General features: G+C 70.9%; 24 protein-coding genes, 2 pseudogenes and 1 CRISPR repeat array. Of the genes and pseudogenes, 13 read left to right on the top strand and 13 right to left on the bottom strand.

What is annotated here, in order from left to right:
• The first annotated feature begins 90 nt into the window (after positions 1-90).
• Together ACSLTV_RS33330 and ACSLTV_RS33325 are read left to right on the top strand one after the other, a co-directional pair.
• A complete protein-coding gene (locus tag ACSLTV_RS33330; RefSeq protein ID WP_432158337.1) occupies positions 91-1,674 on the top strand; it encodes an ATP-binding protein in 1,584 nt (527 codons plus the stop codon).
• Positions 1,675-1,969: 295 nt separating this feature from the next.
• A pseudogene (locus tag ACSLTV_RS33325) lies at positions 1,970-2,117 on the top strand (IS5/IS1182 family transposase); the annotation flags it as partial.
• 13 nt (positions 2,118-2,130) lie between these two features.
• Here ACSLTV_RS33325 and ACSLTV_RS33320 read toward each other — a convergent pair.
• The gene (locus ACSLTV_RS33320; RefSeq protein WP_435613485.1) at positions 2,131-2,718 is read right to left on the bottom strand and encodes an Imm21 family immunity protein; all 588 of its coding nucleotides are present in this window, start codon (positions 2,716-2,718) and stop codon (positions 2,131-2,133) included.
• 153 nt (positions 2,719-2,871) lie between these two features.
• Here ACSLTV_RS33320 and ACSLTV_RS33315 point away from each other — a divergent pair.
• The 10 genes from ACSLTV_RS33315 (at position 2,872) to ACSLTV_RS33270 (ending at position 11,797) form a co-directional block, all read left to right on the top strand.
• Positions 2,872-3,701, top strand: a protein-coding gene (locus tag ACSLTV_RS33315; protein ID WP_370466146.1) for an IS5 family transposase whose coding sequence is annotated in 2 segments (ribosomal slippage) — positions 2,872-3,208 and positions 3,208-3,701 — 831 coding nt in all. Because the reading frame shifts where the segments join, the coding sequence is not laid out codon by codon here.
• Positions 3,702-3,885: 184 nt separating this feature from the next.
• Positions 3,886-4,359, top strand: a complete 474-nt coding sequence (locus tag ACSLTV_RS33310; RefSeq protein WP_435613484.1) for a hypothetical protein — start codon at positions 3,886-3,888, stop codon at positions 4,357-4,359.
• A complete protein-coding gene (locus ACSLTV_RS33305) occupies positions 4,346-5,392 on the top strand; it encodes an enolase C-terminal domain-like protein (protein ID WP_435613483.1) in 1,047 nt (348 codons plus the stop codon). The genes ACSLTV_RS33310 and ACSLTV_RS33305 overlap by 14 nt, the downstream gene beginning before the upstream one ends.
• The gene (locus ACSLTV_RS33300; protein ID WP_435613482.1) at positions 5,392-5,853 is read left to right on the top strand and encodes a hypothetical protein; all 462 of its coding nucleotides are present in this window, start codon (positions 5,392-5,394) and stop codon (positions 5,851-5,853) included. The genes ACSLTV_RS33305 and ACSLTV_RS33300 overlap by 1 nt, the downstream gene beginning before the upstream one ends.
• Positions 5,850-6,509 (top strand): HAD family hydrolase, encoded by a 660-nt coding sequence (locus tag ACSLTV_RS33295; protein ID WP_435613481.1) that lies wholly within the window; start codon positions 5,850-5,852, stop codon positions 6,507-6,509. The genes ACSLTV_RS33300 and ACSLTV_RS33295 overlap by 4 nt, the downstream gene beginning before the upstream one ends.
• Before the next feature lie 30 nt (positions 6,510-6,539).
• Positions 6,540-7,325 (top strand): class I SAM-dependent methyltransferase, encoded by a 786-nt coding sequence (locus tag ACSLTV_RS33290; protein ID WP_435613480.1) that lies wholly within the window; start codon positions 6,540-6,542, stop codon positions 7,323-7,325.
• Positions 7,326-7,393: 68 nt separating this feature from the next.
• A complete protein-coding gene (locus ACSLTV_RS33285) occupies positions 7,394-8,170 on the top strand; it encodes a phytanoyl-CoA dioxygenase family protein (RefSeq protein WP_435613479.1) in 777 nt (258 codons plus the stop codon).
• Positions 8,171-8,195: 25 nt separating this feature from the next.
• Positions 8,196-8,846: an L-threonylcarbamoyladenylate synthase gene (locus ACSLTV_RS33280; protein WP_319274996.1), complete on the top strand. Its 651-nt coding sequence runs from the start codon at positions 8,196-8,198 to the stop codon at positions 8,844-8,846.
• Positions 8,836-10,965, top strand: a complete 2,130-nt coding sequence (locus ACSLTV_RS33275) for a phosphoketolase (protein WP_435613478.1) — start codon at positions 8,836-8,838, stop codon at positions 10,963-10,965. Before ACSLTV_RS33280 ends, ACSLTV_RS33275 begins: the two co-directional genes overlap by 11 nt.
• A gap of 358 nt (positions 10,966-11,323) precedes the next feature.
• Complete coding sequence (locus ACSLTV_RS33270) at positions 11,324-11,797, top strand: phytanoyl-CoA dioxygenase family protein (protein ID WP_435613477.1); 474 nt, start codon at positions 11,324-11,326, stop codon at positions 11,795-11,797.
• 70 nt (positions 11,798-11,867) lie between these two features.
• On the opposite strand, the gene ACSLTV_RS33265 is transcribed toward ACSLTV_RS33270, so the two are convergent.
• Both ACSLTV_RS33265 and ACSLTV_RS33260 read right to left on the bottom strand, forming a co-directional pair.
• A complete protein-coding gene (locus tag ACSLTV_RS33265) occupies positions 11,868-13,073 on the bottom strand; it encodes a hypothetical protein (RefSeq protein WP_432158749.1) in 1,206 nt (401 codons plus the stop codon).
• 127 nt (positions 13,074-13,200) lie between these two features.
• A complete protein-coding gene (locus tag ACSLTV_RS33260) occupies positions 13,201-13,932 on the bottom strand; it encodes a prepilin peptidase (protein WP_435613476.1) in 732 nt (243 codons plus the stop codon).
• 341 nt (positions 13,933-14,273) lie between these two features.
• Here ACSLTV_RS33260 and ACSLTV_RS33255 point away from each other — a divergent pair, with 341 nt between their 5' ends.
• Positions 14,274-14,978, top strand: coding sequence for a hypothetical protein (locus ACSLTV_RS33255; RefSeq protein WP_435613475.1), 705 nt, complete (start codon positions 14,274-14,276; stop codon positions 14,976-14,978).
• Here the strand turns inward: ACSLTV_RS33255 and ACSLTV_RS33250 are convergent.
• From ACSLTV_RS33250 to casA, 10 genes and pseudogenes are all read right to left on the bottom strand, one after another.
• A complete protein-coding gene (locus tag ACSLTV_RS33250; protein ID WP_432158752.1) occupies positions 14,906-15,289 on the bottom strand; it encodes a toxin Doc in 384 nt (127 codons plus the stop codon). The genes ACSLTV_RS33255 and ACSLTV_RS33250 overlap by 73 nt on opposite strands.
• Before the next feature lie 3 nt (positions 15,290-15,292).
• The gene (locus ACSLTV_RS33245) at positions 15,293-15,541 is read right to left on the bottom strand and encodes an antitoxin MazE7 (RefSeq protein ID WP_358868805.1); all 249 of its coding nucleotides are present in this window, start codon (positions 15,539-15,541) and stop codon (positions 15,293-15,295) included.
• A 601-nt stretch (positions 15,542-16,142) separates the two neighbouring features.
• Positions 16,143-16,699: pseudogene (locus ACSLTV_RS33240) on the bottom strand (transposase); the annotation flags it as partial.
• Between the two features lie 170 nt (positions 16,700-16,869).
• A CRISPR array of direct repeats spans positions 16,870-19,789; the repeat unit is 29 nt; unit sequence CGGAACACCCCCGCGTCGGCGGGGAGGAC.
• Positions 19,790-19,806: 17 nt separating this feature from the next.
• Positions 19,807-20,124, bottom strand: a complete 318-nt coding sequence (gene cas2e / locus ACSLTV_RS33235; RefSeq protein ID WP_435613474.1) for a type I-E CRISPR-associated endoribonuclease Cas2e — start codon at positions 20,122-20,124, stop codon at positions 19,807-19,809.
• Positions 20,124-21,071, bottom strand: a complete 948-nt coding sequence (cas1e, locus tag ACSLTV_RS33230; protein ID WP_435613486.1) for a type I-E CRISPR-associated endonuclease Cas1e — start codon at positions 21,069-21,071, stop codon at positions 20,124-20,126. The genes cas2e and cas1e overlap by 1 nt, the downstream gene beginning before the upstream one ends.
• A 62-nt stretch (positions 21,072-21,133) precedes the next feature.
• Positions 21,134-21,784 (bottom strand): type I-E CRISPR-associated protein Cas6/Cse3/CasE, encoded by a 651-nt coding sequence (gene cas6e, locus ACSLTV_RS33225; protein ID WP_435613473.1) that lies wholly within the window; start codon positions 21,782-21,784, stop codon positions 21,134-21,136.
• Entirely contained in the window at positions 21,781-22,602 is an 822-nt protein-coding gene (gene cas5e / locus ACSLTV_RS33220) for a type I-E CRISPR-associated protein Cas5/CasD (protein ID WP_435613472.1), read from the bottom strand. The genes cas6e and cas5e overlap by 4 nt, the downstream gene beginning before the upstream one ends.
• Entirely contained in the window at positions 22,599-23,726 is a 1,128-nt protein-coding gene (gene cas7e / locus ACSLTV_RS33215) for a type I-E CRISPR-associated protein Cas7/Cse4/CasC (RefSeq protein ID WP_435613471.1), read from the bottom strand. The genes cas5e and cas7e overlap by 4 nt, the downstream gene beginning before the upstream one ends.
• Positions 23,723-24,370, bottom strand: coding sequence for a type I-E CRISPR-associated protein Cse2/CasB (casB, locus tag ACSLTV_RS33210; RefSeq protein WP_435613470.1), 648 nt, complete (start codon positions 24,368-24,370; stop codon positions 23,723-23,725). Before casB ends, cas7e begins: the two co-directional genes overlap by 4 nt.
• Before the next feature lie 70 nt (positions 24,371-24,440).
• Positions 24,441-26,033, bottom strand: a complete 1,593-nt coding sequence (casA, locus tag ACSLTV_RS33205; RefSeq protein ID WP_435613469.1) for a type I-E CRISPR-associated protein Cse1/CasA — start codon at positions 26,031-26,033, stop codon at positions 24,441-24,443.
• Between the last annotated feature and the right edge of the window lie 465 nt (positions 26,034-26,498).

The following is a 26,498-nucleotide window of genomic DNA, read 5'->3' as shown; positions in this document are numbered from 1 at the left end:
AGCCGTGGATCCGCGACAGCTCCGCCGTGGCAGACCTCCGACGTCCCACGCGCCTGAAGGTTGTCGGTGCTGTCGGATAGCGTGGGTGCCGTGCGCTACTTCAACACGGCAGGGCCGTGCCTCCCCACGCGCCACTACATGCTGTCGGCCCAGGAGCGGCTGCCGCAGGCCCGCGAGATCGTGGACCAAGGCCAGTACTTCGTGGTGCACGCGCCCCGGCAGACCGGCAAGACCACGGCGCTGGCGGCGATGGCCCGGGACCTGACGGCCTCGGGCCGGTACGCGGCGCTGCGTTTCTCCTGCGAGATGGCCGAGGCCGCGGATCAGGACATCGAGCGGGCGGAGCTGCTGGTGCTGAGCGCGATCCGGCAGTCCGCCGAGGCGGCCGGGCTGCCGGACGAGCTGGCTCCCCCGAGCCCGTGGCCGGATGACGCGCCTGGGGCCCGGCTCAAGCGGGGACTGATGGAGTGGGCGCGGAGCTGTCCGCGTCCGCTGGTGCTGGTCTTCGACGAGATTGACGCGCTGCAGGGGCAGAGTCTGCGCAGTGTGCTCCGTCAGCTGCGGGACGGCTATACCGACGTACGCGATCAGTTCCCGCACGCGGTGGCGTTGTGCGGGCTGCGGGACGTGCGTGACTACAAGGCGGCCTCGGGCGGGGATGCGGGCAGGCTGGGGACGTCGAGTCCGTTCAACATCAAGGTCGCTTCGCTGCGGTTGGGTGACTTCACCGAGGCCGAGGTCGCCGAGCTGTACGGGCAGCACATCACGGAGACCGGTCAGGAGTTCACCCTGGACGCGGTCCGGCGCGCCTTTTGGTGCACGCAGGGCCAGCCCTGGCTGGTCAACGCGCTGGCTTATGAGATCACCAGTCGGATGCGGGTTCCGCTGTCAGAGCCGGTCACGGCCGAGCACGTGGACGAGGCGAAGGAGCGGCTGATCCTGGCCCGGGCGACGCATCTGGACTCGCTGGCCGCGCGCCTGGGCGAGGACCGGGTGCGCCGGATCATCCAGCCGTTGATCGCCGGTGAGCTGCTGCTGCCGACGGACACCTACGACGACGACCTGGCCTACGTGCGCGACCTGGGCCTTGTCGCCCCGGACACGCCGGTGAGGGTGGCCAACCCGATCTACAAGGAAGTCATCGTCCGCGTCCTGGGAAACAACACGGAGAGCCAGGTCGTCGACGCCCCAAGCAGCTTCCGGTTGCCGGACGGCCGGATCGACATGGACAAGCTGTTGCATTCGTTCGCGGAGTTCTGGCGGGAGAACGGCGAAATCCTGGCCACCGCCTCGACCTACCCCGAGGCCGCGGCGCAGCTGGTGATGATGGCCTACCTGCACCGGATCGTGAACGGGGCGGGCTTCATCGACCGTGAGTACGGGGTCGGCCGCCGCCGGGTCGACCTGCTGATCCGTCAGCCCTACACCGCTGCCGACGGTTCGCGGACGGTGCAGCGCGAGGCGCTGGAGCTTAAGGTGTGGCGCCAGGGCCGCACCGACCCCCTCGCCGAAGGGCTGGCGCAGTTGGACGACTACCTGGACCGCATGGAGCTGCCCACGGGCACCCTCGTCGTCTTCGACACCCGCCCGCAGGCAGCCCCGGTCCACGAGCGCACCGCCTTCTCGCAGCAGACCACGCCCTCCGGGCGCACCGTCACCCTGCTGCGCGCCTGACGGCCGGGAGACCTCAGTCAGGAGCGCCCCCCAATCCTCCTCCCGTGGCCGTGTTCCCGGAGCAGCACGGGACGGTGCCCTTGCCGAGTACTCATCCACGCAGGTGGGATCGGGTTTCGGCGTTGGCTGAGGCCGATCGAGTCGCCGGTATCGCGCGGCGCCCGTTGGCGCGGCATGATGATCGGTCGTGCTGCTGAGACTCGCGTACCTGGGAGGGGTCCCGGTAGTTCTCGCGGAAAAAACAACGCTAACAGCCTGGAGTTCATGCGCTGGGCTGCCGTCCGCTACGACAGCATCTCACCGCATGGTCAGCGCTCGGGTCGAGCATGCTTTCGCCCGGTTGAAGACCTGGAAGATCCTGCGCGACGGCCGCCTCAGGCGATGGTGTGCACCACGCGATGCTCGGCATCGCCCATCTGCACGACCTTGCGCGCCGCGACTGACCGCACCCGGCGTTCAGGATTCGGCGGGCAGGAGCTGGACCAGGCCGACCCAGTTCTCCTCGTCCACCTTGGTCTGGGCGGCGCGGACCCTCCAGCGGCCGGCGGGCAGTGGGACCGGTGCCTGGGCGGGCATCCCGCCGTGGGGGTACTCAACGCCCAGGTCGGAACCCGCTTCGGCGGAGTCCATGAGCACGGCCGGACCGTCCGATACCCAGGTGCCGCACTCCTCCCACACTGTGGCCGGGTCTACAAGCACAGTGTCCGCCGCGGCTCTCAATCCGGCCTCGGTTTCGGCGGCGCGCCACCGCAGGAACACTCGGTGCTGGGGCAGATAGCAGCTGGTCGCCGGCTCGTCCGCCAGCACCAGTGCCTGGACACCGTTCTCGTCGAGGGGGATCACACCAGCCAGATCGTCCACCGCGCAGGCCCGGTCGTAGTCGTCTGCGGCGGTGGCGTCTCCCGCCATAAGTCCACTCTCCGTACACCCGCCCCAGAAGGCCAGGGCGGAGACGGGAACGACGATCAAAGGGCCGCCCATCGACTCCACCCAGACAAGGGAGGAGCCGGAGGCATCGTCTGCGGTGGATGAAGAGGTGATCATGCACGTCAGTGTGCCCTCGCCCACTGACAACGTCCCCGCGCTCAAGGGAACCCAGCACGGGGAAAGGCGCAGCGCCGGTGGCAAGCAGCAGTTACGGGACAGCCCTTAGGTCGTGTCTTCAATTGATCTTGAGTGGTGGATCATGGTCGGGTGATACGTCGCCATGAACTGTCCGATGAGGAGTGGGAGTTCGTTCGGCCGCTGCTGCCTGCGTCCTTGCGGGGGCGGAAGCGGTTGGACGATCGAAGGGTGCTCAACGGGATCGTGTGGAAGTTCCGCACCGGCACGGCCTGGCGGGACGTGCCTGAGCGGTATGGGCCGTGGCAGTCGCTGCACACCCGCTTTCGCCGGTGGGCTCTGGACGGCACCTTCGAACGGATGCTCCGTGCCGCGCAGGCACGGGCGGATGCGGCAGGGGACATCGAGTGGCTGGTGTCGGTCGACTCCACCGTCGTACGTGCCCACCAGCATGCCGCCGGGGCCCGAAAAGGGGGCGCCGCAGCCCCTGCCTCGGACGCTCGCGGGGTGGCCTAACCAGCAAGATTCACCTGGCCTGCGACGCTTTCGGGCGTCCGCTCGCCTTCACCCTCACGGGCGGGAACACCAACGACTGCACGCAGTTCACCGCCGTGATGGAGGCGATCCGGGTGCCCCGACTCGGGCCGGGGCGGCCCCGGGTGCGGCCCGCTCACGTGCTGGGCGACAAGGGCTACAGCTCCCGAGCGATACGTACCTGGCTGCGGCGTCGCGGCATCGGCCATACCATCCCCGAGCGGGCCGACCAGGTCCGCAACCGGCTCCGGCGCGGCAGCAGGGGCGGGCGCCCGCCAAGCTTCGACAAGCAGCTCTACAAGCGGCGCAACGTCGTGGAACGGTGCTTCAACCGGCTCAAGCAGTGGCGCGGCATTGCGACCCGCTACGACAAGACCGCCGAGTCCTACGAGGCAGCCGTCACCCTCGCCTCGCTCCTGATGTGGGCGTGACATTTGAAGACAGCTCCTAGCCCTCGTCGAGCAGCACCCCCGCCACGACCTTTCCGAACTGACGGAAGTCACCGTCTCGACCGGCTGTTTCGAGCGGGAGGAAGCCGCCCTGTCCCACCTGGTCTCTCTGCGCGCCGCGCTGACCCGCGCCGGCGTCACGGCCAGGATCGGGTTCCTGACCTCCGTGCTGCGCACGGACGCGGCCTTCGACGCCCTGGCCGAGCAGGTCACCCCGTTCGTGCTCCGTCTGACCGCGGAGTGCTTCACCCGCCGCCCGGTGATGCTCAAGGACACCAAGGCCAGCCTGCTGCCGGAGCAGATGCCGGATCTGCTGGCCCGCGCGCTGGCCCGCGGACTGGACACGTCCTACACGTACATCGTCGGCCTGGACCCCATGGACCGCATGGTCGAAGGCATCGGGGCGATGGCGGAGGTGTCGACCTGTTTCCCGAACTTCCAGGTGTTCCAGGCCCACACCCCGCTGATGGCCGGCCTGCGGGTGGCGGGAGCCGAGACCCTCGACTACTACCTGGCCGCCCGACAGGCGATTGAGCAGGCCATGGCGCCGACCGGACTGCGGCCGGTGGGCTGGGAGTGCTACCGGCCGCTGTGGTACTTCACCTACGCGGGCCAGGAACTGCTCGATGCGCGCGGCTGACGTCGTCATCGACGACGTGCGCGTCGTGTGTCTGCCCGAATCGGTGACCGGCCCGTTCCAGGAGGGCGACAGCCGGCATGCGGTCGTCGCCAGGGCGGCCGGGATGACCGGCGTCTTCGGGCCGGTGGATGAGATGCCAGCTGCGCTGGTCGCCGCCGGTCTGGGCCGCACCGTCATCGGCTGCCGGGTGTCGGACCACGCCGGGCTCCTTGCGCGGCTGCTGGCCCGACTTGGCCCGCACGGGGCGGGCCTGGGCCGCTGGGCGGCGGGCGCGGTGGACTGCGCGGTGTGGGATCTGCACGGAAAGCTCACCGGCTTGCCCGTGGCCGCCCTGCTGACTGAGACCCCGGCATCCCGCGTGCCGGTGTACGGATCATGGCTCTCCCTGGATCTCGAGCACGATGGTGCCGCCGAGGCCGTACGCAGCACCGCCGTCCAGGGATTCGCGTTCACCAAATGGTCGATGCGCCGGAGCCAGAACGTGCAGCAGATGGCCGCGCTGGCCGGCCGCGCCGCCTCCTGGGCGAACGCCCCTGTCGCGCTGGACGCGCTGGGCACCTGGGACGTGGAGATCGCGGCCGGCCTGGCGTCCCTGCTGCCGCCGGGCGCCGTTCGGTGGGTCGAGGATCCTCTGCCGCGTACCGAGCGGACCGCCTACCGCGAACTGCGCGCACAGTGCCCGCTTCCAGTTGCATTCGGCGAACGCGTCAGCGACGCGGCCCACACCCGGGAACTGCTGGAGCTCGGGCCGGCCGCGTTCAACTTCGATGTGGCGTGGTGCGGAGGTATCACCGAAGCCTGCACCTGGATGGCGCTGGCCGAGCAGGCCGGCGCGCCGGTCCACCTGCACGGTCGGGCGTTCCTGCCCGCCCTGCACGTCGCCGCGGCCTTCCCGTACCTGGCCGGGCCGGTGGAGTACCAGGTGGTCTGGGAGCCGAAGCGGCAGCAAGTTCTGTCGGGCACGGTCGTGCCGGAAGACGGCTGGGCCGCCCTGCCCGAGAGCCCGGGGCTGGGGCTGGAGGTGCGCTGCTGATGGCACCGGCCAGCACCGGCGACTTGCCGGTTACCGGCACGCAGCAGGAACGCCGCGGCCGCACGCATCTGTTCGTCCTCGATGAGCGGCTGACGGGCCACGCCACCTTCCTCACCGCGACGCTCGTCCTCGGCGACGCCCCGGTGCCGCACCGCCTGCAGGTACGGATCCTCACCTTCGACGACGTCACCGTCCTGTCCCCGCTGCCCGGCCAGGACCTGCCCGCAGCCCACGACGGGCAGGCCTTCACCGGCACCCTGATGCTGCCGCACGGATGGCGGCCGCCCCTGATCCCCGAGGACCTTGCCCTGGCCGCCGCGGCGGCGGGCATCGACACGGGCGCATGGAGCGAGCCGGAGGCCCGCCAGTTGCTGACCTTCCTCGCCGAAGCCCGGGAGGGCAGCCCGGTGCGAGAGCAGCGGATCAACGCGATCATCACGGCCCTTGCGGAGGCGCGGTGAACGCGAACCGCGTGCGGCTGGTGAGCCTGGACGTCGGCTACACCCTCGGCGCCCCCACCGGGACCACGCTCACCCAGCGGCTGGCCGCGCTCTCCCCCTTGCCCCAAGAGCAGGCGAAGCAGCTGGTTCAGCAACACCTGCACCACGTCCCTCCCGAGGACACCGCCGCGATCCGGACGCTCTGCCAGGCCCTGGAGGTGGATCCGGCCGCGTTCCCCTACGAGCACCGGCCCGAGCCCTTCACCCTGTGGCCCGGCGCCCGCGATGCGGTCGCCCGGATCGCGCGCCGCGTGCCGGTGGTCACCCTGTCGAACGTCACATACTGGGACGAAAATGATTGCGACCTGGCGGCGCTACTGGCACCGCATCTCGCCGGCCACTACCCGTCCTGGCGACTCGGATTCGCCAAGCCCGATCCGCAGGCTGTACTAACGGTGGCCGCCCTCCATGGCGTTCCGGCGTCCGAGGTCCTGCACGTAGGCGACAACTTCGCCTGCGACGTGCAAGGCGCTCTCGCTGCCGGCGCACAAGCGCTGTGGATCACTTCAGCTACCCCAGGCCCCGAGGCCCGGCGGCTGCTGGCCGCCCATCCCGGACGGGTGCGCACCGTTCCCGACCTGGACACGGCGGTCACCCACATCGAGCAGGCCATCTAAGGCCTCGCCCACCACCACGAGGAGAACATCATGAGCGAGTTCGCTGACACCGCCCCCTACTACGCCACCTACCGGCCCGGTATCCCCGCGGCTGCCGTCCGCCTGCTCAGCCAGACGGTCGCTGGCAAGCAGCACCCGGTGCTCCTCGACCTCGGATCGGGAACGGGGCAGGTGCCCGCCGCCCTGCATGAGGCCTTCGCCGAGATCGACGTCGTCGAACGGGACCCCGGCATGCTGGCGGAAGCCGACAAGGCTCTGGCCGGCCTGCCCGACACGACGATCCGTCTGCACAACAAACCAGCCGAGCAGTTCGTCCCGCCCCACGCCGACTGGGCGGCCGACATGGTCACCGTCTGCCGCGCCTTCCACTGGATGGACCAGCCGGCGGTACTGTCGCTCCTCGATGGCTGCACGGCCAAGGACGCCGCCGTCGTCGTCATGGGAGACGGCAGCCTCTGGACGGCCCGCTCGGCATGGACGGACGCCCTACGGTCCCTCATCCAGGAATACACCGGCACCGCACGCCGGGCGGGCAAGGACAAGACGTACGCGGCGCACGACCGTCCCTACCGGGAGATCCTCGCCGAGTCCGCGTTCGCCCACATCGAGGAGCACGCCATCGACGTCGAGCGGCCCTGGACCCCGCAGACGGTCATCGGCTACCTGTACTCGACGTCCTTCGCCTCCCGTCCCCTGTTCGGTGACCGACTGCAGGAGTTCGAGGAGCGTGCCCTCGCCCTGCTGAGCGAACACACCGACGCGGGCGGCCTGATCGAGCACGCGCGCTTCGACGTCCTGATCGCGCGCCGTCCCTGACCCTGCAACGCCTACGGGCGGGGACCCGCCGTCCCCGCCCTCCTCGACTCGCTTCCCGGAGGTTCGCCATGCCGATTCCCGCCCCGGTCACCCTCAACGAACTGCACGCCTTCGTCGCCGATGGCGTCCTGATACGCCGCGGGATGATTCCCGACGAGCTCCTGCAGCCCGCCGCCCATCTCGTCGACACCTGGATGCGCGAGCACTACGACCCCACCCGGCTGACCGCGTACACCAACCAGACCTTCGCCCCCGACCTCGCCAGCCATCCGGACCTGCTCGGCCTGTTTCACGACGGCGGGCTGCACGAGCTCGTCACCCAGCTACTCCATCCCGCTCCCGCCATCCCCGTCACCACGGCACAGATCCAGATCCGCTTACCGGACGGCGCCGAGCAGCCGGTCAAAGCGATGCACGTCGACGGAGTTTCGTGCCCCCACCTGCATCCCGAGGACCTCAACACCTTCACCCTGATCGCCGGCGTCGTCCTGTCCGGCAGCGCCACCGGCGAGGCCGGCGCCCTGCACTATCTGCCCGGCGGCCACCAGCGCATGGCCCGCTACTTCGCCGAGGAATGGACACGCGGGCAGGCAGCGCAGACCCCGGACGAGATCGCCCGCCAGGAGGGCACCGCGCTGACCGCCCGACCCGGCGACGTCATCGTGATGCACCACCTCGTGCCGCACCGCGTCGGCATCAACACCAGCCCGGTGCCCCGGGTGATGGCCTACTTCCGCATCCGGCACGCCGACCATGCCCGCCTCGCCGAGGCCGCCCTCACCGATCCGTGGCTGGAGTATCCCGGGCTCGCCGCCCTGGCCGCCGAAACCCACCCCGGCTCCTGACGCCGAAAGCCGAGCGGGAGCCCTGATGGACATCCTGACCACCACCCAGCTCGACACGGCAGCCGAACTGCTCACCAGCGGCGCCGTGGTGGCCGTGCCCACCCCGCGCTGGTACATGCTGGCCGCCCGCGCCGCCGATCCGGCAGCGGCCGCGACCATCCTGCGCATCAAGCAGCGCCCCGAGCACAAGCCGCTGCTGCTCCTCCTCGATGCCCTACCCACCGCCCAGGCGCGCTTCCTGTTCAGCAGGGATGCGTGCGCCCTCGCCCAGCACCTATGGCCGGGCGAGGTGGCACTGCGCCTGCCGTGGCGGGCGGACGCGGCCCGGCTGCCCGCCATCGGCGCCCCCGCACTCGTCGGCTGCCCCGACGGCATCCTCGGACAGCTGCTCCGCCTGACCGGCGAGCCGCTGTCCGCGGCCGCATGCAGCATCTCCACCCCGGCCGCGACGGCCGACGACCACCCCGCGCTCACCGCCGACCACGTCGCCGCGTTCAACGCGCAGACCGGGGGCCACATTGCCGCCGTCGTCGACGGCGGGATCTGCCCGCACGGCCGGCACATGACGATCGTCGACTGCCCCCACGGCCAGAGCGCCCGCCTGCACCGCGAAGGAACCGTCCATCCCCGGGCCATCGCCGCGGCCCTGACCGAGGGAGCATCCGATGTGGGCTGACCTGGCCCGTGCCACGGCACAGACCGTTCCCGACACCTCGGTGGCCGCCGTCGCCGACGCCCTGGACTATCTGTGCCTCGCCCAGCTCTACCTGCGGGACAACCCGCTTCTCGAGCGTCCCCTCACCCGGGCCGACATCAAGCCCCGCCCGGCCGGGCACTGGGGCGTGTGCCCGCCCGTCAACCGCGTCCTCGCCGCCCTCGGTCCCCTGCAGAAGACGGTGCCCGACACCCACGACGTCCTCGTCCTGCATGGCGCCGGCCACGCCGGACCGTCGGCACTGGCCCACGCCTATCTCACCGGCCGCCTCGGCGCCGCCCACCCCGAACTCGCCCACAGCGCCGAAGGCCTGTACACGCTCGTGACCGGATTCCCCACCGACCTCGGCGGCGAGATCACCCCCCTCATCCCCGGCCAACCGCACACCGGCGGGCAGCTCGGCCCCGCTCTCGCCATCGCCCAGGGCAGCGTCCTGGACGCCCCCCACCGCCTGGCCGTAGCGCTGATCGGCGACGGCGAATGCGAGACCGGCACCACCGCCGCCGCCTGGCTCGCCGCCCGCGCCCTGGCCGGCACAGGCCGCCACGGCACCGTCCTGCCCGTCGTCCTCCTCAACGGACAGAAGATGGGCGGCCCGAGCCTGCTGTCCACGCTCACCCGCCCCCAACTCGACGCCTACTTCACCGGCCTCGGCCACCGGCCCTTCTACAGCGACGGCCACAGCATCGCTGACCTTCGCCGCGCCCTCACCGACGCTCTTGAGGCCGCCCGCCCGCTCGGCACACCCGGCCCGGCCAGCGTTCTCGTCCTGACCCTCGGCAAGGGCCACGGCGCTCCCACTCACGTCGCGGGCCGCCCGATCGCCGGGACCCCGGCCGTCCACAAGACGCCGCTGGCGCGACCGGCGCAATGCCCGGAGGAGTTCACCGCTCTGGAGCGGTGGCTCACCTCCTACCGGCCCGGGCGGCTGCTGACCCCCGACGGCCGCCCGCGCACCCTGCTGCTGGCCGCCCTGCCCACCGTCCCCGCCCAGCAGAGGGTGCTCGAGCCGCCGCGCGGCTGCATCGCGGCCAGCACCCACGTCGCCGAAGCAGCGACCAACCGCCCCTTCCCGCAAGCCATCCCGGCGGTACTCCGCGCCCGCGCCGGCCAGGGCCCGTTCCGAGTGTTCAGCCCCGACGAACTCGCCTCCAACCGCATCGACCTGACCAACGAACACGGGCAGCCCCTCCCGTGGGTCGTCGAGATCCTCAGCGAGGAGATCTGCCACGCCTGGGCCCAGGGCTACACCGAGACCGGCCGGGACGCCCTCATCGTCGGCTACGAGGCGTTCGCCCCCATCACGGCGAGCCTCATCCAGCAGCAGCTCAAGCACCGGGCCCTGCGCCGCCATGCCCAGCTCGGCCCGCTGCCCAGCATCGTGCACCTGCTCACCAGCCTCGGCTGGCACAACACCTACACCCACCAAAACCCCGCCCTCACCTCCGCCCTGCTGGCCACCGGCGACCCCACCGTCCACGTCCTCACCCCCGCCGACCCCGCCCGCACAGCCGCGGCCCTCACCTTCGCCCTGCGCAAGCTCGAGCGCTGCACCCTCGTCATCGCCGGCAAACACCCCACACCCCAGCACCCCCTGGACACCCTCGACGAGGAACTGCGCCACGGCATCGCCCGCTGGCCGCACCTGAGCCACCCCGACCCCGGCGAGCCCGACCTCGTCCTGGCCTCCGCCGGCGACCTGCCCGCCGAACGGCTCACCACCCTCGCCCGCCGCCTGCGCACCGAACACCCGCACCTGCGGCTGCGCTACGTCCACATACACGACCTCACCGCCCTGGCCGAAGCCGGCACCCGCCCCCTCGCCCTGACCGAAAAGGCCTTCACCGAACACTTCGGCACCCGCGCGCCCGTCATCCTGGCCACCACCGGCTACCCATCCGACGTCCACGCCCTGCTCGGCACCCGCCATCCCGGCGCCCGCCTCACCGTGCTCGGCTACCGCGACCCCGGCCGCCCCCTCACCCAGGCACAACTCCTGACCCACTGCCGCCTCGACGACGACAGCCTGTGGCAGCTCGCCACCCACACCCTGCTTCCGACGGAGGCCACCGCATCATGACCACCAACCTCACCCCGCCCCGCCAGCCCGACCCGGCCATCCTCAACGCCTTCGACCGCGACGGCTACGCCGTCATCCGCCAGGCCATCGACCCAGCTCTCCGCACGAGTCTGCTGAACGCCGCCGAGCAGCTCCTCTCCAGCGACATCACCCGCGGCCGCGACCAAGGAGGCGACGGCAAAGACGGCTTCCGCGGCTGCCTCAACCTCCATCGCGCCTTCCTGCCCCTGCTGGCCAACCCCCGCACCCTCCCGACCGTCGTCGGCCTGCTGAGCCCCAACCTGCACCTGCTCTCCGCCCACCTGATCGCCCTGCCCTCCGGCCCGCCGCGCACCATCCGCACCCCCGAACGCCCCGGATGGCACCGAGACATGTACGGCGTGACCGCCGACCTCGGTTTCGACCACACGCCGCGCATGGCCATCAAGGTCGCCCACTACCTCACCCCATCACCGGCGACTGCGGGCTCACCATGTTCCTGCCGGGCAGCCACCTCCTCACCGAGGAACCCGGCATCCCCGACGGCGCGGCCGATCCCGTCGGGGCGCTCACGCCCGACCTCAAGGACGGCGACGCCGTGCTGTTCGAGAACCGCACCTGGCACGCCAGCGGCATCAACCTCTCGGGCCGTCCCCGCATCGCCCTGATGCTCCAGTACGGCTACCGGTGGCTCCACCCGGTCGACGACCCAGCCACCGACCTGCTCGCCGATCCCGCCCTCAGCCCGATCGAGCGGCAGCTCGTCGGCATGCCCGACCGCAACCCCGACGGTTCCCTCGCCAAAGGCGCGGGTGCCGCGCCCCTGCGCAGCTGGTGGCATTCCACTCAGTGACCTGCGGCCGCCCCTGGCTCCGGTCCCGGCCCATGCCACGACGTACGGCCCACTCGGCAGCGGGCTGCGGTCACGGGTTCCGGAAGCCGCGATCGGGGTCGCGACCCTGGTCGGAGTCGAACGGGGCGAACCACTCGTTCGGGGCGAGGTTGACCATGCCCATGGCCTGATGGATGCCGTTGCTCGGGTCCTCGATCCCGTCGAGGGTGTTGTCGAACAGCATCAACACGTCGTGATCCTGGAAAAGGTCATCGGCGCAGGCATCCCAGTCGAAATCCCGGCGGTCTTCGGGCAGGGCCGCCACGGCTTCGGACACGAGCCGCGGCCGGTTGCGCGTCAAGTCCTGGGCGCGGGCGATGCCGAGGTGCAGGGCCATCTCCTCTCCGGTGCTGCGCGGTTCGACCTCGGCGTTGGACGAGCAGTCGGCGGCCAGGTCGTCGAAGGCCTGGGCCATCTGCCGCCGCCAGGGGCCGCCTTGGTTCCAGGTCACCCGCGGCAGCGAACCGAAGAGGCCGCCCGCGCTCCGCTGGACCGGCTGGTCCCCCAGCGTGGACACCTCCTGCCACGCCTGGTCCGACAGCTGTTGAAGGGCCAGGTGCAGCACCGCTCGCGTGCGCGCAGTGAGGACCTCCTCCCCTTCGTCGTCCTCTTCGTCCCAGTCTTCGCTGAAGGGATCGGCTCCGCCGTAGCGGGCGCGGGAGCGCAGCTGCGCGCGGACACGGTGCGCGGCCTCTTCGGGGGCGGCGAGCGACGTGTCGATGATCAGCAGTTCGTCGGAGAACGGTTCGGCGCTCAGCAGGACGGCGGCCTCCGTGAGGAGGGCCGTCTCCGTGTCGCCGGAGACACGGGGGAGGACCACCGCGTACTGGTTGTCGGTCAGCCGGTCGATGATGCTGGAGGTCAGCCCGGCGACGATCCAGGGGTCATCCCAGGGCGCGGCGATGTGGAGGTCGTCGACCACGAGGACGTTGCCTGGCAGGTCGACGAAGTTCTCGTACTCCGGAGTGAACTGGCCTTGGGTGTCGAAGAGTTGTTCCGCCACCACTGCGGGGAAGGACTGCTCGTCGGCGATGCGCTCGTGAAGGTTGTGGGCCTTCCAGTACAGGCCGCGCGTCGCACGCACACGGGCCACCGTCTCGTCGTCGGCGAGGAGGGAGATCTGCCAGGTCTGCTCGCCCTCCGCGGAGGGATCGATAAGCCGGTGGACATGCCGGAATTCCAACGTCAGGGTGCTGGGGTCCGCCTTGGCATGAGACCTGGTTGTCTGATCGGTCATCGACTTCCTCTCACCGTGCAGCCGCCCGCGACGGCGCGATCCCAGGCTAGTCAGCACGAAGCCGGCCCTGTGCACCATCAGTACAAAACACCCGTTCCAGCGGCCCCTTGGCTCCAGGAGCCGGGGTTCAGGAGGCGTGGGAGCCCAGGAGCACGCCGGCCAGCGTCCCGGCGAGCAGGAACGGGCCGAACGGGATCCTGCTCGTACGGTCGGCCCGGCCCGCGAGCATCAGGCCGATCCCGTACAGCGCGCCGAACAGGTACCCAGCGAACGTCCCGACCAGGACGATCGGCCAGCCGTACCAGCCCAAGACAGCGCCCAGGACGAGGGCGAGTTTTACGTCGCCGAACCCGAAGCCCTTGCTGAGCAGGAAGAGCACGAAGTAGCGGGCCCCCAGGATGAGGGAGCCGAGCAACGCGGCCGTCCAGCTGCCGCCGGCGCGGGGCAGCACCGCGGCGACGCCAAGCAAGGCGAGCGCGGCCGCAGCGAGCGGCAGGGTGAGCACGTCGGGCAGCCGATGCGCCGCGAAGTCGACGGTGGCGAGCAGCACGGCGGCCGGGGCGAGCAGCAGCCAGACCACCAGCTCGGGGCGGGCTCCGGTGACGGCTGCCAGCAGCGCGCAGACCACGGCCGTGACGGACACGACGGAGAACGTGCTCGGCCCGTAGGCGTGCCCGGCGGCGCAGCGAGCACGCCCCAGCCAGCCGTTGCCGATTCCGGTGAGGGGATGGCCGGCAGGGCAGGCCGATCGCCAGGGCCCCCCGGGCGGCACGGAGAACCGGTACGCGGGACGGGATATGAGTACGCCCGCGCCGCAGCCCCACAAGGCGGCAGCCGTGATGATCAGCAACGTCTCCACCGGACGGAGCTTAGGGTCTCGCCGGTGCCGGGCTAGGACGGCACTACCAAGAGATCCACTACGTCGCTGCCCGCCCTACGCCGCGGACGCGGCCGCGCCGGGCTGCGGGCCGAACCGGCTGGCGAACTCCTCGCCGGACACCGGGCGTGCTGAGGAAGAGAGCACTGCCTCCGAGGAACCGCGCCTTGTCGAGTTCCTGGGCCAAGACGCGTCCGGCGTACACCGTCGGATCCTCGTGCAGCTCGCGCGCCTGGCGCACAAGCTGCTCGTAGTGGACGTCTTCCCTGTTGGATCTACGTGTTGAAGCGGATCTAACAGGGGTGAACGTGCCTGGTTGGCGTGTGTACTGGGTGCCGGACAAGCGGGTCGTCGAACCCGATCGCGTGCCGGAGTTGGCGGACTGGACGGACTTGTCGGAAAGGGAGGAGCGCATGGGGATCCATCCGGGAGACCCGATCTTGTTGTCGCCGGACTGCCGGATCGACGAGTTGCTGGGCACGTACCTCTGCCGGTCGTCGTTCGCGCGGTTGGAGCCGGAGACGAAGCGGAACTATGCGACGGACTACTGCGTGCTGTTCAACTTTTTGTGGGCCCGGGGCAAGGTCTGGACCCAGGCCACGGCAGACGATCTCTGGGATTTCGAGGACTGGCGGACCCGGTCTCCGAGAAACCCGAACAAGGTGGGTCCGGACCGGTGGAACCGGGGCCTCGCGGCGGTCACCCGCCTCTACGGGTGGGCGACGGCCCACGGACACATCGCGGTGAGCCCGGTGGTCATGCGATCGGCGGTCGGCCGGCACGGCGAGGTGATCGCGATTCCCGAGGCGCGGGCGAAGAACGCCAGGGCCAGCAACGTGCGTTGGCTGACTCCGCGGGCTTTCCACAGATGGGTCGATGTGGGGTTACGCACGTGGCCCGGTCCGCCGAGCGAGCAACCGTCGATTCTCCGTGGAGGACGGAGCACCGGCCAGGATCAGGCCTGGCGCCAGGAACGCAGCCTCTCGGCAATGCCGTACGAGTCCAGCCGCAAGCCCCGGATGTCGTAGATCAGTTCCCGCCAGAGCTCGAACTTCGTGTCCACGCGTTCTCCGGAGGCCTCGAGGTAGGCGATTGCGACGCCATATCCGTACACCTCGTTGCGGGCCGGGAGTGGGCGCAGCAGCACGCACTCCTCCAACATGACCGCAGCCCGCCAGAAAGCGTCGGGATGGTGCTGATCGTGCCGGGGCGGGTCGACTCGGTGGCGCTGGGCCATGCCAACGAGCACAGAGAAGTCGTTGACGGTCAGGTCGTTCCGGAGGATCTCTTCCTGGCGCTCGAGGAACCACCGGTAGTCGACGTACACGACAGGAGGCACAGGTCAGGCCGCCCGCGAGGTGTCGTGAGCGACGGGCGGCAGCCCGCCGAACTCGGCATCGAAGGCGTCCATCACGCCGGGCTCGCTGATCGCGCGGCGGAAAGCGGCGGTCGCTGTCTGCAGGGCTCGCTCCTGCTCCTTCTCCCCCGCCACCTTGGCCAGGTAGGCCTTCACAGACAGACCTTCGGCAGCGGCGAGGCCCTGCAGGGTGTCCCTGGTGCTCGTGTCGACCTTGACAGTGGTTTCAGCCATACCCGCAGTATCCCGCATGGTATACGCGTCGCGCTACCTAATGGTTGTGGACATTCCTCTTGTGTGGATCCCGTTTGCCGTGTCGGAATCCCGGTTCCGATGTCGGTGCGGTGTCGGACGACACCGCACCCGGAAACCGCAGGTGAAACGCCCGCTGCTCCGCCGCATCGAGCTCCCGCCCCGAGGAAACCGACATCGGGGCGGGACAGCGACCCGACGATACAGAACGGGACCAGCCGGAAACCCGCTGGTCAAAACAGTGGCCTCCGACGCCCGGACCCGGAACCTACATCTTGGCGAGCCCCGGAATGGCCGCCGCCCCGCGCGGGGCGGGGCTCCGTGGATGATGGTCCGGTGTCCGGTGTCCGGCGCTGGTGATGGCAGGCCTGGACACGTTATGGGCTGCCGCCCGGTCAGCGCGTCGCTGACGCTCTCCCGAATCTTGACGGTACGTCGCGCCAGCCGGGCGCAGATGGCGATCTTGTGGTCAGTGCGGCCCCACCTGGCGGATTGCCGCTGCCGCCCGCGTACGGGCCACGGCCGCATGGGCTGCCAGCCTCCAGCGCCTCACTACACTCCGAGACGGCCGCTACAGCCTTGCCGAGATGACGAGCTGGACGCCGGACAGGCCGCGGGCGATCAGGGAACGCAGGAAGGCCAGCCAGCCGGCGCCGTCCTCGGCGGTGGCGACGTCCAGGCCGAGGGTCTCGCGGTGGCCGTCGGCGTTGACGCCGACCGCGATCAGCGCGTGGACGTTGATGATGCGGCCGCCCTCGCGGACCTTCTGGGTGAGCGCGTCGACCCAGACGAACGAGTACGGGCCGGCGTCCAGGGGCCGGTTGCGGAAGGCGGTGACCTGCTCGTCCAGGTGCTTGGCCATCGCGCTGTCCTGGGACTTCGACAACTGCGTCACCCCGAGGGACTCGGCGAGCTTCTCGACCCGGCGCGGGTGTCCCACTTGCGTGGGCGATAGCCGTTACGGTGGTTGACTCTCTCGTCGCTGACCTGGCCGTATTCGGCGTTGCAGAGGGCGTCAGCCTCGGCAGACATGAGGGCGTCGGCGAACGTCTTGATCATCGCGCGCAGCAGATCGGGACTCGCCGCGGCAAGGTTCTCCTCGGCGAGGGCGTGCAGGGGCAGACTGTCCGGTGCGGTCATCGTGCTGATCTCCTTCGAGCTTCGACATCTCGAAGATCAGCCGGTGGCCGTTCTCATATCCGGGCCCTCACTCCGACGCCAGGCCAAAGACCCGGATCAGGTGGGAAGCCGTACACCACTTCCCAGGACGCAACCGACGCCCTCACGCTCCAGGGCGTCGGCGAGGCAGGCGGAACACCCCCGCGTCGGCGGGGAGGACTCAAGGAGCCCGGACAGCAGCCTGTCGAGGATCGGAACACCCCCGCGTCGGCGGGGAGGACTCGAACGGGGCGACGTTCCCGCCCTGCGCCGTCGGAACACCCCCGCGTCGGCGGGGAGGACGTCGTCGGGTAGTTCTTCCGCACGGCCTGGAGCGGAACACCCCCGCGTCGGCGGGGAGGACTGGACCTGCCGGGGAGGCTCGCCCGGCTGCACCGGAACACCCCCGCGTCGGCGGGGAGGACGCGCCAGTCGGTGACCTCGTCGAGGGCGCAGCCGGAACACCCCCGCGTCGGCGGGGAGGACGCCATGTGCGGTGACCTGGGCGACGACTACGTCGGAACACCCCCGCGTCGGCGGGGAGGACGAGGTGTGGGTGAAGCAGGACCCGAAGCCGTACGGAACACCCCCGCGTCGGCGGGGAGGACGCGGCAGGCTCGGGCCCGTTGGCGTCGAGATACGGAACACCCCCGCGTCGGCGGGGAGGACTGCCAGTACAGCGGCGGCAGGTCGCCGAACTCCGGAACACCCCCGCGTCGGCGGGGAGGACACGCGGGAACGGCAGGACGCGATCATCGCCACCTGGAACACCCCCGCGTCGGCGGGGAGGACTCGTCGGCTCGGGCTGGACGACCGTCCTCAAGCGGAACACCCCCGCGTCGGCGGGGAGGACGGCCAGATGCCCGCCCCGAAGACCCCGATCGACGGAACACCCCCGCGTCGGCGGGGAGGACTCCGGCGTTGTCCACGCGGATCACCCCGCCGTCGGAACACCCCCGCGTCGGCGGGGAGGACGCCGCGTTCCTCGCGGTGAGGGCCCTCGGGCACGGAACACCCCCGCGTCGGCGGGGAGGACCGGCCCCACCGGGGCGGCCGGATGCGCAGCACCGGAACACCCCCGCGTCGGCGGGCAGGACATCGGCAACCTTGTCGAGGGCCTCCGCGAGGGCGGAACACCCCCGCGTCGGCGGGGAGGACTTCGCCGCCCGCCCCCGTGAGGACGATCCGGTCGGAACACCCCCGCGTCGGCGGGGAGGACGGTCATCTCGGGTGGCGGGGCGACTCGGGGAGCGGAACACCCCCGCGTCGGCGGGGAGGACTACGTCTACGACGAAGACGAGTACACCGCCCACGGAACACCCCCGCGTCGGCGGGGAGGACCTCGGGCCGGGCGGTCTTCCACACCGCTCGGCCGGAACACCCCCGCGTCGGCGGGGAGGACTTCAAACTCTGCGTCCACCTGCGCACGGGTACCGGAACACCCCCGCGTCGGCGGGGAGGACTCCGCCATGGAGCGGCTCCTGCTCCTCGCGGACGGAACACCCCCGCGTCGGCGGGGAGGACGAGGCAGCCGACTTCAACTCGTTCAGCTTGTCCGGAACACCCCCGCGTCGGCGGGGAGGACGTGATGGCGTGGACGTGCCGGCGCTCGTCGGGCGGAACACCCCCGCGTCGGCGGGGAGGACCAGATCCAGTCCTTCCTGGGCTCCTACATCGGCGGAACACCCCCGCGTCGGCGGGGAGGACGCCCTGGAGGCCGCACAGAAGCGGAAGAAGGTCGGAACACCCCCGCGTCGGCGGGGAGGACCTCCGCGACGCACTCCCCAAACTCGGCCACGGCGGAACACCCCCGCGTCGGCGGGGAGGACGACGAGCGCCTCAGCGCGGCCCCGGGTCGTGTCGGAACACCCCCGCGTCGGCGGGGAGGACCTTCTGCTTCGCTTCGACGACCTGCTCGCTGCCGGAACACCCCCGCGTCGGCGGGGAGGACGCAGGCGCCACCACCATCACCGTCACCGGCACCGGAACACCCCCGCGTCGGCGGGGAGGACTACGACGTGGCCTACCGCCGCGACTACGCTGTCGCGCTGCAGGCGCTGCTGAAGGCGGAACACCCCCGCGTCGGCGGGGAGGACGTCCTCCTGCTGGCCCTGTCCACGCTCAACGGCGGAACACCCCCGCGTCGGCGGGGAGGACGGCGGTGGGGCCGTCCGTGTGGCCGTGTGTGGCGGAACACCCCCGCGTCGGCGGGGAGGACGGACGACGGGCAGGGCCGGGTCAGCGCTGCTGCGGAACACCCCCGCGTCGGCGGGGAGGACCTTTGCCAGGTCCTCCGCCGTCCACCCCGCCGCGGAACACCCCCGCGTCGGCGGGGAGGACCGGTCGCCGTCGACGACGACCAGGGCAGCGAACGGAACACCCCCGCGTCGGCGGGGAGGACTGAAGCGGCGGCGTCCGGCCCGTCCGGTGCGGCGGAACACCCCCGCGTCGGCGGGGAGGACGTGATCTGGGTGCTGGCGCTGCTGGTGCCCGTCGGAACACCCCCGCGTCGGCGGGGAGGACACCACCGACCACGACGCCCCCAAGGCCCACGTCGGAACACCCCCGCGTCGGCGGGGAGGACTGCTGCGTGTGGGTCTGCACGTGCGCGGCGGCCGGAACACCCCCGCGTCGGCGGGGAGGACGATCGCGGCGGCGCCGGGCTGGTCGGTGGCGGCGGAACACCCCCGCGTCGGCGGGGAGGACCATGCCCCTCGCCCGGGACATTGCCCGCACCTCGGAACACCCCCGCGTCGGCGGGGAGGACAACTGGGTCGTGGCCGGGAACACCGCGGTCACCGGAACACCCCCGCGTCGGCGGGGAGGACCACATGAGCTGGCATCTCGGCCGCCTCTGCGGCGGAACACCCCCGCGTCGGCGGGGAGGACGCCGTCGGCGGCGGTGCCGCGGTAGGTCCAGCCGGAACACCCCCGCGTCGGCGGGGAGGACCCGGCCTGGGTGCCGGTGCGCAGCGCGATGGACGGAACACCCCCGCGTCGGCGGGGAGGACCGCTCCGGCACGTCGAGGGCGTGCACCATGATCGGAACACCCCCGCGTCGGCGGGGAGGACCCTTTCTGACCTGTGCCTTAAGAAGGGGATTGCGTTTCCTTTACCTTTGGTGCGGCGGTCATACGGATCAGGGTAAGTCCGTCGAAGTCGACCGGGACCCGGCGGCGGGTTCCCGCGGTGCGGATGGCGTAGCCCTGTTCCGTGGCGGCGGGGTGGACGAGGATGGCGGCGCCGTTGCCCACGACTTCGGTGACGATGTGCCAGAGTTCGTCGCGGATGCGGGCGGAGACGCTGCCGACGAAGATGCCGGGCACTACTTCGCTGGTCCATCGGCTGAGGGCGCCTCGCAGGTGGTCGGGGACCGCAGTGGTGGCGATGACGACCATGGAGGGCATCAGTCGCCTCCGTTGGCGTAGTTGACGCCTGCTGGGAGGACTCCGGCTTTGGGGTCCCAGAGGTGGACCATCCGTGCGTCATGCCGTTCGGAGCGTTCTTCGTCGGTGTCGTTGTCGGTTGTGGTCGTGCGGGGTGGGGCCAGCAGGGACTGGATGTCCTGGATGATGCGGGGCAGAAGGCGTAGGAGTCGGAGGTCTTCGCGGAAGCGGCGGCGGGCTTCCTGTTCGGGGTTGTCGGAGTTGTGAAGGGCGAAGGCGAGGGGGAGTGTGATGTCGGCTTTGTAGAGGTCGGCGATGTCGTAGACGAAGGCATGCTGGGTGCCGGTGTGGACGTAGCCGAGGGCCGGGGAGAGTCCGAGGGCGAGCAGGGCTGCGTGGACGACGCCGTACAGGCAGGTGTTGGCGGCGGACAGGGCGAGGTTGACGGGGTCCTGGGTCTCCCATTGGTCGGGCCGGTAGTTGCGGCGGAAACGTCCGATGCCGTGCTGCTGCGCGAGGATCTTGTAGAGGGCCTTCATGCGCTGGCCTTCCATGCCGCGGAGCTGGTCCAGGGTGACGGATTCCGGTACGTCGGTGTCTTTGAAGCGCATCCGGTACATGCGGACGGCGGCCTCGAGGCGTCGTGCCGGGTCGGCCCACGTCGCGACCTGCTGTTCGAGCCAGTGGGTGGTGAGGGAGTCCGGGAGGATGCCCGCGTAGGCGCGGATGCCGCCCGCTCCGACGCAGACGACGCTGGTGCCGTGGCGGGCGAGGGTGGTCAGGGCCGGGGTGGTGATGGAGACGCCCGGGCCCAGGAGCAGGCAGGACAGGGCGGCGGTGGGGATGTAGACGAGGTCGGTGCGGTCCTTGTCCATCTGGATCTGTGCGCACACTCCGGTGTCGTCCTGCACGACGCGGACCATGTCGAGGTAGAGGAAGGACAGGGAGTCCGCGACGCGGGGGAGCATGGCGAGGGTGGGGGCGGCGAGGCGTCTGCGTGCGTCTCCCCCACCGCCGCGTCGTGATGCGCTCACGAGGTTGTCGCGGGGGCGAGGCTGAGGAGGCCGGCGCCGTAGGGCTTGCCGCGGCCGATGCCGTGGGTGACGGCATCGCGCAGGGCGTCGGGGTCGGTGACGGTGGCGGTGCCGTCGTAGCGCAGGAGGCTGTGCCGCATGCGGGAGGCGTTCTGCCCTCGGGGGCGGGCCGGTTCCGTGCCGGTGGGGGTCAGGACGTGCAGGTCGAGGCCGGCTTCGGCGGCCCGGCGGAGCCACCACTGGTCGGCGTCGGCACCGGAGAGCGGCACGATCCGCCCGCGCTTCCCTTTCTCCTGAAGGGAGAGCCTTTCTCGTTTGGCGGGGTTGAGGACGATGCGGTAGCGGACGCCGAGTCCCTTGCGCAGTGCGGTGAACATCGGGCCGAGGCTCTTGATGTCGGTCTGGCCGTAGCCGGTGGGCAGGCGTGCCGGGTCGAGCTGGGCGGCCTGGACGAGGAGGGTGCTGGAGGTGTCGGTCTCGTCCAGGCGGTACAGCAGTCCGGCCTGCCGCCGGGGGGCGTCGCCGAGATTGTGGGGGGCCATCCGCATGATGGTGCGGTGCATCTGGGTGGCGTCGCGCAGGTCCCGCTGCACGTCGCGGCTGTGCGGGTTGAGGCGGATGCGGGCGAGCACCGGGTGGTCGTTCATGCGCTTTCCTCGAGGTGGGCGTAGTCGATCAGGCGCTGGATCAAGGTGTCCTGGGGGCCTGCGAGGTCGCGGGGTACGGGCTCCACGGTGCGGTGGAGGCGCCGGCCGGTATGGCTGCGTCCGTGCTGGGCGAAGCTCACCGGTACGTCGTTCACGTCAATGGTGTCCACGGCGTCGGCCGGTGCCGTGTCGCCGGGTCCGCCGCTGTCCGGTGCCGGCCGGCCCGGGGCGGGTTGTTCCCGGAGGAACTCCACCGGGATCGTCCCGGTCTCCTCGCCGGGGTCGTTCCTCATCCGGGGTGCGGTCCGGCTGAGCGGCACCCGGGTGCGCAGTTCCTCCTCGGGGTTGTCGACGTGGCGGCGCAGGAGGAACGGCTCGTCGGGCACGCAGGAACGGCGGCCCAGGTACGGCGCCCAGTGCGGGCGGCTGAGGGCGTTTGCGAGGCGGTCGACGGTCTCCTCGGGGGCGGTGACGGCGACGACGAACACGGCGTCGGACAGGTAGTGGCGGCGGGTGATGACGGCGGCGCCCTTGTTGCTGCCTCCGCTGGTGGCGGCGGTGCGGTCCTTGGGGAAGCCACCGCCTACGGTGTGGTAGTCGACGAGCCGGATGCCCGGGCGGTCCACGCGGACGGTGAGCCGCAGATCCTGGTAGCGCTCCAGGCCCGTGTCCTCGCGGCCGATGCCCTCGGCCGCGGCGAACATCCCGATCAGCGCCGAGCGGGTCGGGAAGGGCGCGGTGTCGCGCACCGGGGTGAACGCGGACCGTTCGCCCCAGGACTGCAGGGGCCCTGCCAGGCGCAGCAGGAGCCCGCTCACTGCTGGTCCTGGGCGGCAGGTACGGCGGCCGCGATCGCGGCGTCGATGAGCTGGTCGAAGGAGTCGTGGGCGGTGCCGAGCCCGGTGTACTTCTCGGCGGGGTCGATGATGGTGTGGCCGTGGAAGCGGCGGTTGCGGTTGCCGGTGAGGCGGTTGATGTTGCCGGCGTAGGTGTCGAGGGCCTGGCGGGACGGCTGGGAGAAGCCGCCCTGCCGGTCGCCGGTGACGGGGGTCTCGAAGGCCGCGGCCAGGGAGAGCGGGCGGTGCTCGCGCACGGCGAGGTAGGCCAGGTCAGGGACGGTGTGCGGGGCGGTGCTGTTCTTCTTGGCCTGCGGGAGGGAGAGCAGGAAGTGCTCGGCGAAGGAGCCGAGTACGGTCCGGGCGGCCTTGACGTCGCCCTCGAGGTTGTTCAGCAGATCGGCGACGTTGACGGTCGCGTACCGGTAGAAGACGCCGGCGCTGAACTCGGCGGTGTCGAGGTGGCCGCTGCCCGTCTCGGCCTCGCCCAGCCAGTCGTCGACGGCGGTGAAGTAGTCGCGCTGCGGCTCGGCGGCGTGGGTGGTGAAGGCGTGGGCGACCTGGGCCGCCCCGTCCACGTTGGCGTCCGGGAGCTCGGCGAGCATGCGGCCGAGAAGGCTGATGGAGGCAGTGCGCCGCTTGAGGATCTTCTCGATCGTCTGCGGCGGCAGCAGCTGGCCCGGCTTCTTCCTGCCCATGCCGGTTTCCAGGGCCTGGCGGTGCTCGGCGCACACGGCGGCGAGCTCGTCGATGGCGGCTTCGGGGAGGAACAGCAGTACCGAGGTGTGGCCGGCCGCTTCGGTGCCGATGCCCTTCTTTCCGGCGCTCGCGGCGACCTGCGCTCCGGCGAACGCGGCCAGATCGGTGGGCCAGCCGGCGCTCTCCAGGGCGTGCTGGACCTTCGCCGGTACCAGGCGGGTGCGGGCGGCCTTCTCCCCGAGGTCCTGCTCCACGCCGAGGCGGATGGCCCGCTTCCAGGACTGGCTGGAGACCCGGATACGGGGAGCGTTGCCGTAGCGCACCTGCTTGGGGGAGCCGAGGTCGTCGCGGTTGAGGTTGGCGGCGGGCACCGACTGCAGGGCGCTCAGGTCCAGGTAGAGAGTCATCGGTCGTTCTCCTCGGCGAGATCGGGGGTGGCAGGGGCGGAGTCGGTGGGCTCGGTGGCGCCGGTCGAGGTGCGGAAGTAGCTCTCTAGCCAGCGGGTTGCGATGCGGTCGCGGCTGCGGTTCCACCGGGCGAGGTCCTCCAGGAGGACCGCCCAGTCCACAGGGATGCCGCCGTTGAGCAGGTGTCGGGTCAGGGCGGGCAGGCCCGAGTGGATGGCGTCGGCGGACTGCCGTGCCATCAGGTGCAGGGCGCTCTCGGCGGAGTTCTCCTTGAGCACGCCCTTCTTGACGGCCTGGCCCACAGAGGCTCCGAGGTTCGGGCGCTCGTACCAGGGGAGCGACGCGGTCTCGTTCGGCGCGGCGTCGCGCGCCGAGCGGGGGCGGGCGGCGATCAGTGAGGCCACCGCGTAGTAGGCCCGCCGGACGTCGCCATGATGGGGGTCGCCGTTGTCCCGCAGCCACGGCACCAGGTAGCGGTGCATGTAGTTGCACCGCTCCACCGGCAGGCCCAGGCCCCGGCGCAGAGCGGCACGGGTCTGGGTCGACTCGCACAAGCGGTGCACGTGGTCGACGAACTTGTCCGCGACGCGGACGGTCCAAGAGTTCGGCGGAACAGCAGGCGCCGCCGACACGGAATCGGTCATGAGACATCCCTGGGACGGGGTGACGGTGAGAGCACCGGCAGACAGCCGGCGCGGGTCCGACCGGGGTCGATCAGTCGGTGTGGGTCGAGGGCCGCAGCAGCGCGAGAATCAGGTTCCGGGCCCTGTGGCGGGCACGGGCCACCCGGATATCCGCCCGGTTTCCCTGCCCGATGGCCTCGTCGAGAGCGGCAAGCGCCACATCGGCGAACGCCTTGCCGGCCTGCTCGCCGACCTGACCGGGCTTGGTCAGCTGCCAGAACGCCGTCTCGGCGGCCGGCCAGTACCGGGTCATCGAGGCGGACGCCCACGGGCCGGGCTTACGGTGGTCCAGCTTGATCCTGGCCTTCGGCGACAGATCGACACTCGCGTCGGTGGCGATCTTCCAGGCGATCCGGGCGGCATAGTCGAGCCGCTCACCGGTCTTCTCGGCGGCAGCGTGGCAGCGCCGGACGTGGTGCGCCATCTCCGCGTCGCTCTCCTCCTGCCACTGCAGGACCGGCGGAGTCGTCGCCCTGAACCAGACGCTGTCCTTCTGCTGGCCGTCCTGGTCGAAGCCGTAGGCGCGCACCCGCAGCCGCGGCAGCAGCGTCCGGGGCAGGTGCTCGAGCACCGGGGGGCGCTGGGTGTCCTGCCGGCTGTCCTTCAGCAGCAGCGAGTCGAGGTCCCGCCACAGGGCACGGGCCCCGTCGGCCTCCCGTGGCTGGAAGTCGCCGTCGTTGCGCCGGTCGAGGATCTGGTACGGGTCGCGGACCTTGTGCGGCGGCTCGTGTGTCGCCCAGGTGATGTAGGCGTCGGTCACCGTCCGGCTGTCCTCGGACGGGACGAGGAGCACGGCATGACGGAACCGGCCGGTCAGTATCCGGCCCGGCCACGTGACCGGCGGCAGAGGCTTGAGCGGGTCGTTGAGGTCCTCCTCCCACGGGCACGCGTCCTGCGCCTCCCAGTCGACCTCGGCCTGAGGACTCGGCACGGCCAGCACCAGCGTGGTGAACAGGTCGGGCCCCCACGGAAAGTAGGAGACGGACTTACGCATCGGGGCCGCGTCACCGCTGCCCGCCCGCTCACCGGTGATCCGGCGGGGCGTGCACTGCCCGGACGGCCCGTAGTACAGCTGCGCGATCAGATGCCAGGCGGCCTCGGCGGCCGGCACCGGCACCGGCGCGGTGTCGGTGAAATGCCCGAACAGGACCGCCCCGTTGATCCCTGTGGGGCGGCCCATCACGAGCTTGTTCACCCCGGACGAGTTCGGCAGCCCCTTCGCGTCCACGCACTCCGCGCGCAGCCGCGGGTCCTGGAGGAACGGCCTGTCGGGGTCGAAGAGGTCGAAGCGTCCCCGCAGTTCCTTGTGGTCGAAGTAGGCGTCCACGGCCGCCGGATCGAACCGGCCGGCCTTCAGGATCCGGTTCCGCAGTCTGGACCAGTCGTTGATCTTCTCCGCGACGTCCACGTTGTCCAGGCGCACCTCGCCGTCCGCGGCGATCCGCGCTGCCATGGGCGCGAGAATCCGCATCAGTCCGGCAGCTGCTGGCGGCACCGGCAGCTCCAGGTCCTCGATCTCGTGCGCCCGCTTGAACAACTCACACAGGCCCACGCACGCCGAATCACCGGTCAGCAGACGGACCGGAATCCACGGCTCGACCCGCAGGTCGAATCCCCCACTCACGGCCACCCCCTCCAACATCCTCTGATCGCATGACACACCGGCACGGCAAAGCCCCCCGTAGCAGCCCTCTCTGGCGTCATGTCAGATTCAAGCAGCCACCACTGACAGAGCCGTTTCCCGTCGTACGCAGCACCAGTAGAGCACTCCCGAAGAGGGGACACACCCATTTCTCGAAGGTTGAAGACCAGGAGGGTGTTGGAGAGGGAGGGTTCCGGAGAGAAAGATCGACTTGCCCGCACTGTCCTGGGCGGGTTACAAACATCGCCAACGCGCCGATGCCAACCGGGAGTTGCTCGGCCCCGTCGTGAGGAGAACCATGCAGCCGGACCTTCCCGTCCCGTGGACTGCCGCAGCACCTTGGGTGCTTGTGGTGACCGTCATTGTGATCGTGATCGGCATGCGTCCCGAACCGGCAACGATCGGATCGTGCAGCGCCTTGCTGCTGGGGGCTGCTGAGGCGTACCG

Source organism: Streptomyces sp. bgisy159 (assembly GCF_965341775.1).
Taxonomy (GTDB): domain Bacteria; phylum Actinomycetota; class Actinomycetes; order Streptomycetales; family Streptomycetaceae; genus Streptomyces.
Note: the sequence above shows the minus strand (reverse complement) of the source record. Positions and strands in the feature narration are given on the sequence as shown.

Bases quoted from the DNA above. Each gene is read 5' to 3' on its own strand.
- ACSLTV_RS33305 (WP_435613483.1), top strand. From the start codon at position 4,346: ATGCGCGCGGCTGACGTCGTCATCGACGACGTGCGCGTCGTGTGTCTG.
- cas2e (WP_435613474.1), bottom strand. From the start codon at position 20,124: ATGCCCTCCATGGTCGTCATCGCCACCACTGCGGTCCCCGACCACCTG.
- ACSLTV_RS33300 (WP_435613482.1), top strand. From the start codon at position 5,392: ATGGCACCGGCCAGCACCGGCGACTTGCCGGTTACCGGCACGCAGCAG.
- ACSLTV_RS33270 (WP_435613477.1), top strand. From the start codon at position 11,324: ATGGCACCGAGACATGTACGGCGTGACCGCCGACCTCGGTTTCGACCA.
- cas6e (WP_435613473.1), bottom strand. From the start codon at position 21,784: ATGAACGACCACCCGGTGCTCGCCCGCATCCGCCTCAACCCGCACAGC.
- cas1e (WP_435613486.1), bottom strand. From the start codon at position 21,071: ATGCTCCCCCGCGTCGCGGACTCCCTGTCCTTCCTCTACCTCGACATG.
- cas7e (WP_435613471.1), bottom strand. From the start codon at position 23,726: ATGACTCTCTACCTGGACCTGAGCGCCCTGCAGTCGGTGCCCGCCGCC.
- casB (WP_435613470.1), bottom strand. From the start codon at position 24,370: ATGACCGATTCCGTGTCGGCGGCGCCTGCTGTTCCGCCGAACTCTTGG.
- ACSLTV_RS33320 (WP_435613485.1), bottom strand. From the start codon at position 2,718: ATGATCACCTCTTCATCCACCGCAGACGATGCCTCCGGCTCCTCCCTT.
- ACSLTV_RS33290 (WP_435613480.1), top strand. From the start codon at position 6,540: ATGAGCGAGTTCGCTGACACCGCCCCCTACTACGCCACCTACCGGCCC.
- ACSLTV_RS33280 (WP_319274996.1), top strand. From the start codon at position 8,196: ATGGACATCCTGACCACCACCCAGCTCGACACGGCAGCCGAACTGCTC.
- ACSLTV_RS33275 (WP_435613478.1), top strand. From the start codon at position 8,836: ATGTGGGCTGACCTGGCCCGTGCCACGGCACAGACCGTTCCCGACACC.
- ACSLTV_RS33245 (WP_358868805.1), bottom strand. From the start codon at position 15,541: ATGGCTGAAACCACTGTCAAGGTCGACACGAGCACCAGGGACACCCTG.
- ACSLTV_RS33265 (WP_432158749.1), bottom strand. From the start codon at position 13,073: ATGACCGATCAGACAACCAGGTCTCATGCCAAGGCGGACCCCAGCACC.
- ACSLTV_RS33285 (WP_435613479.1), top strand. From the start codon at position 7,394: ATGCCGATTCCCGCCCCGGTCACCCTCAACGAACTGCACGCCTTCGTC.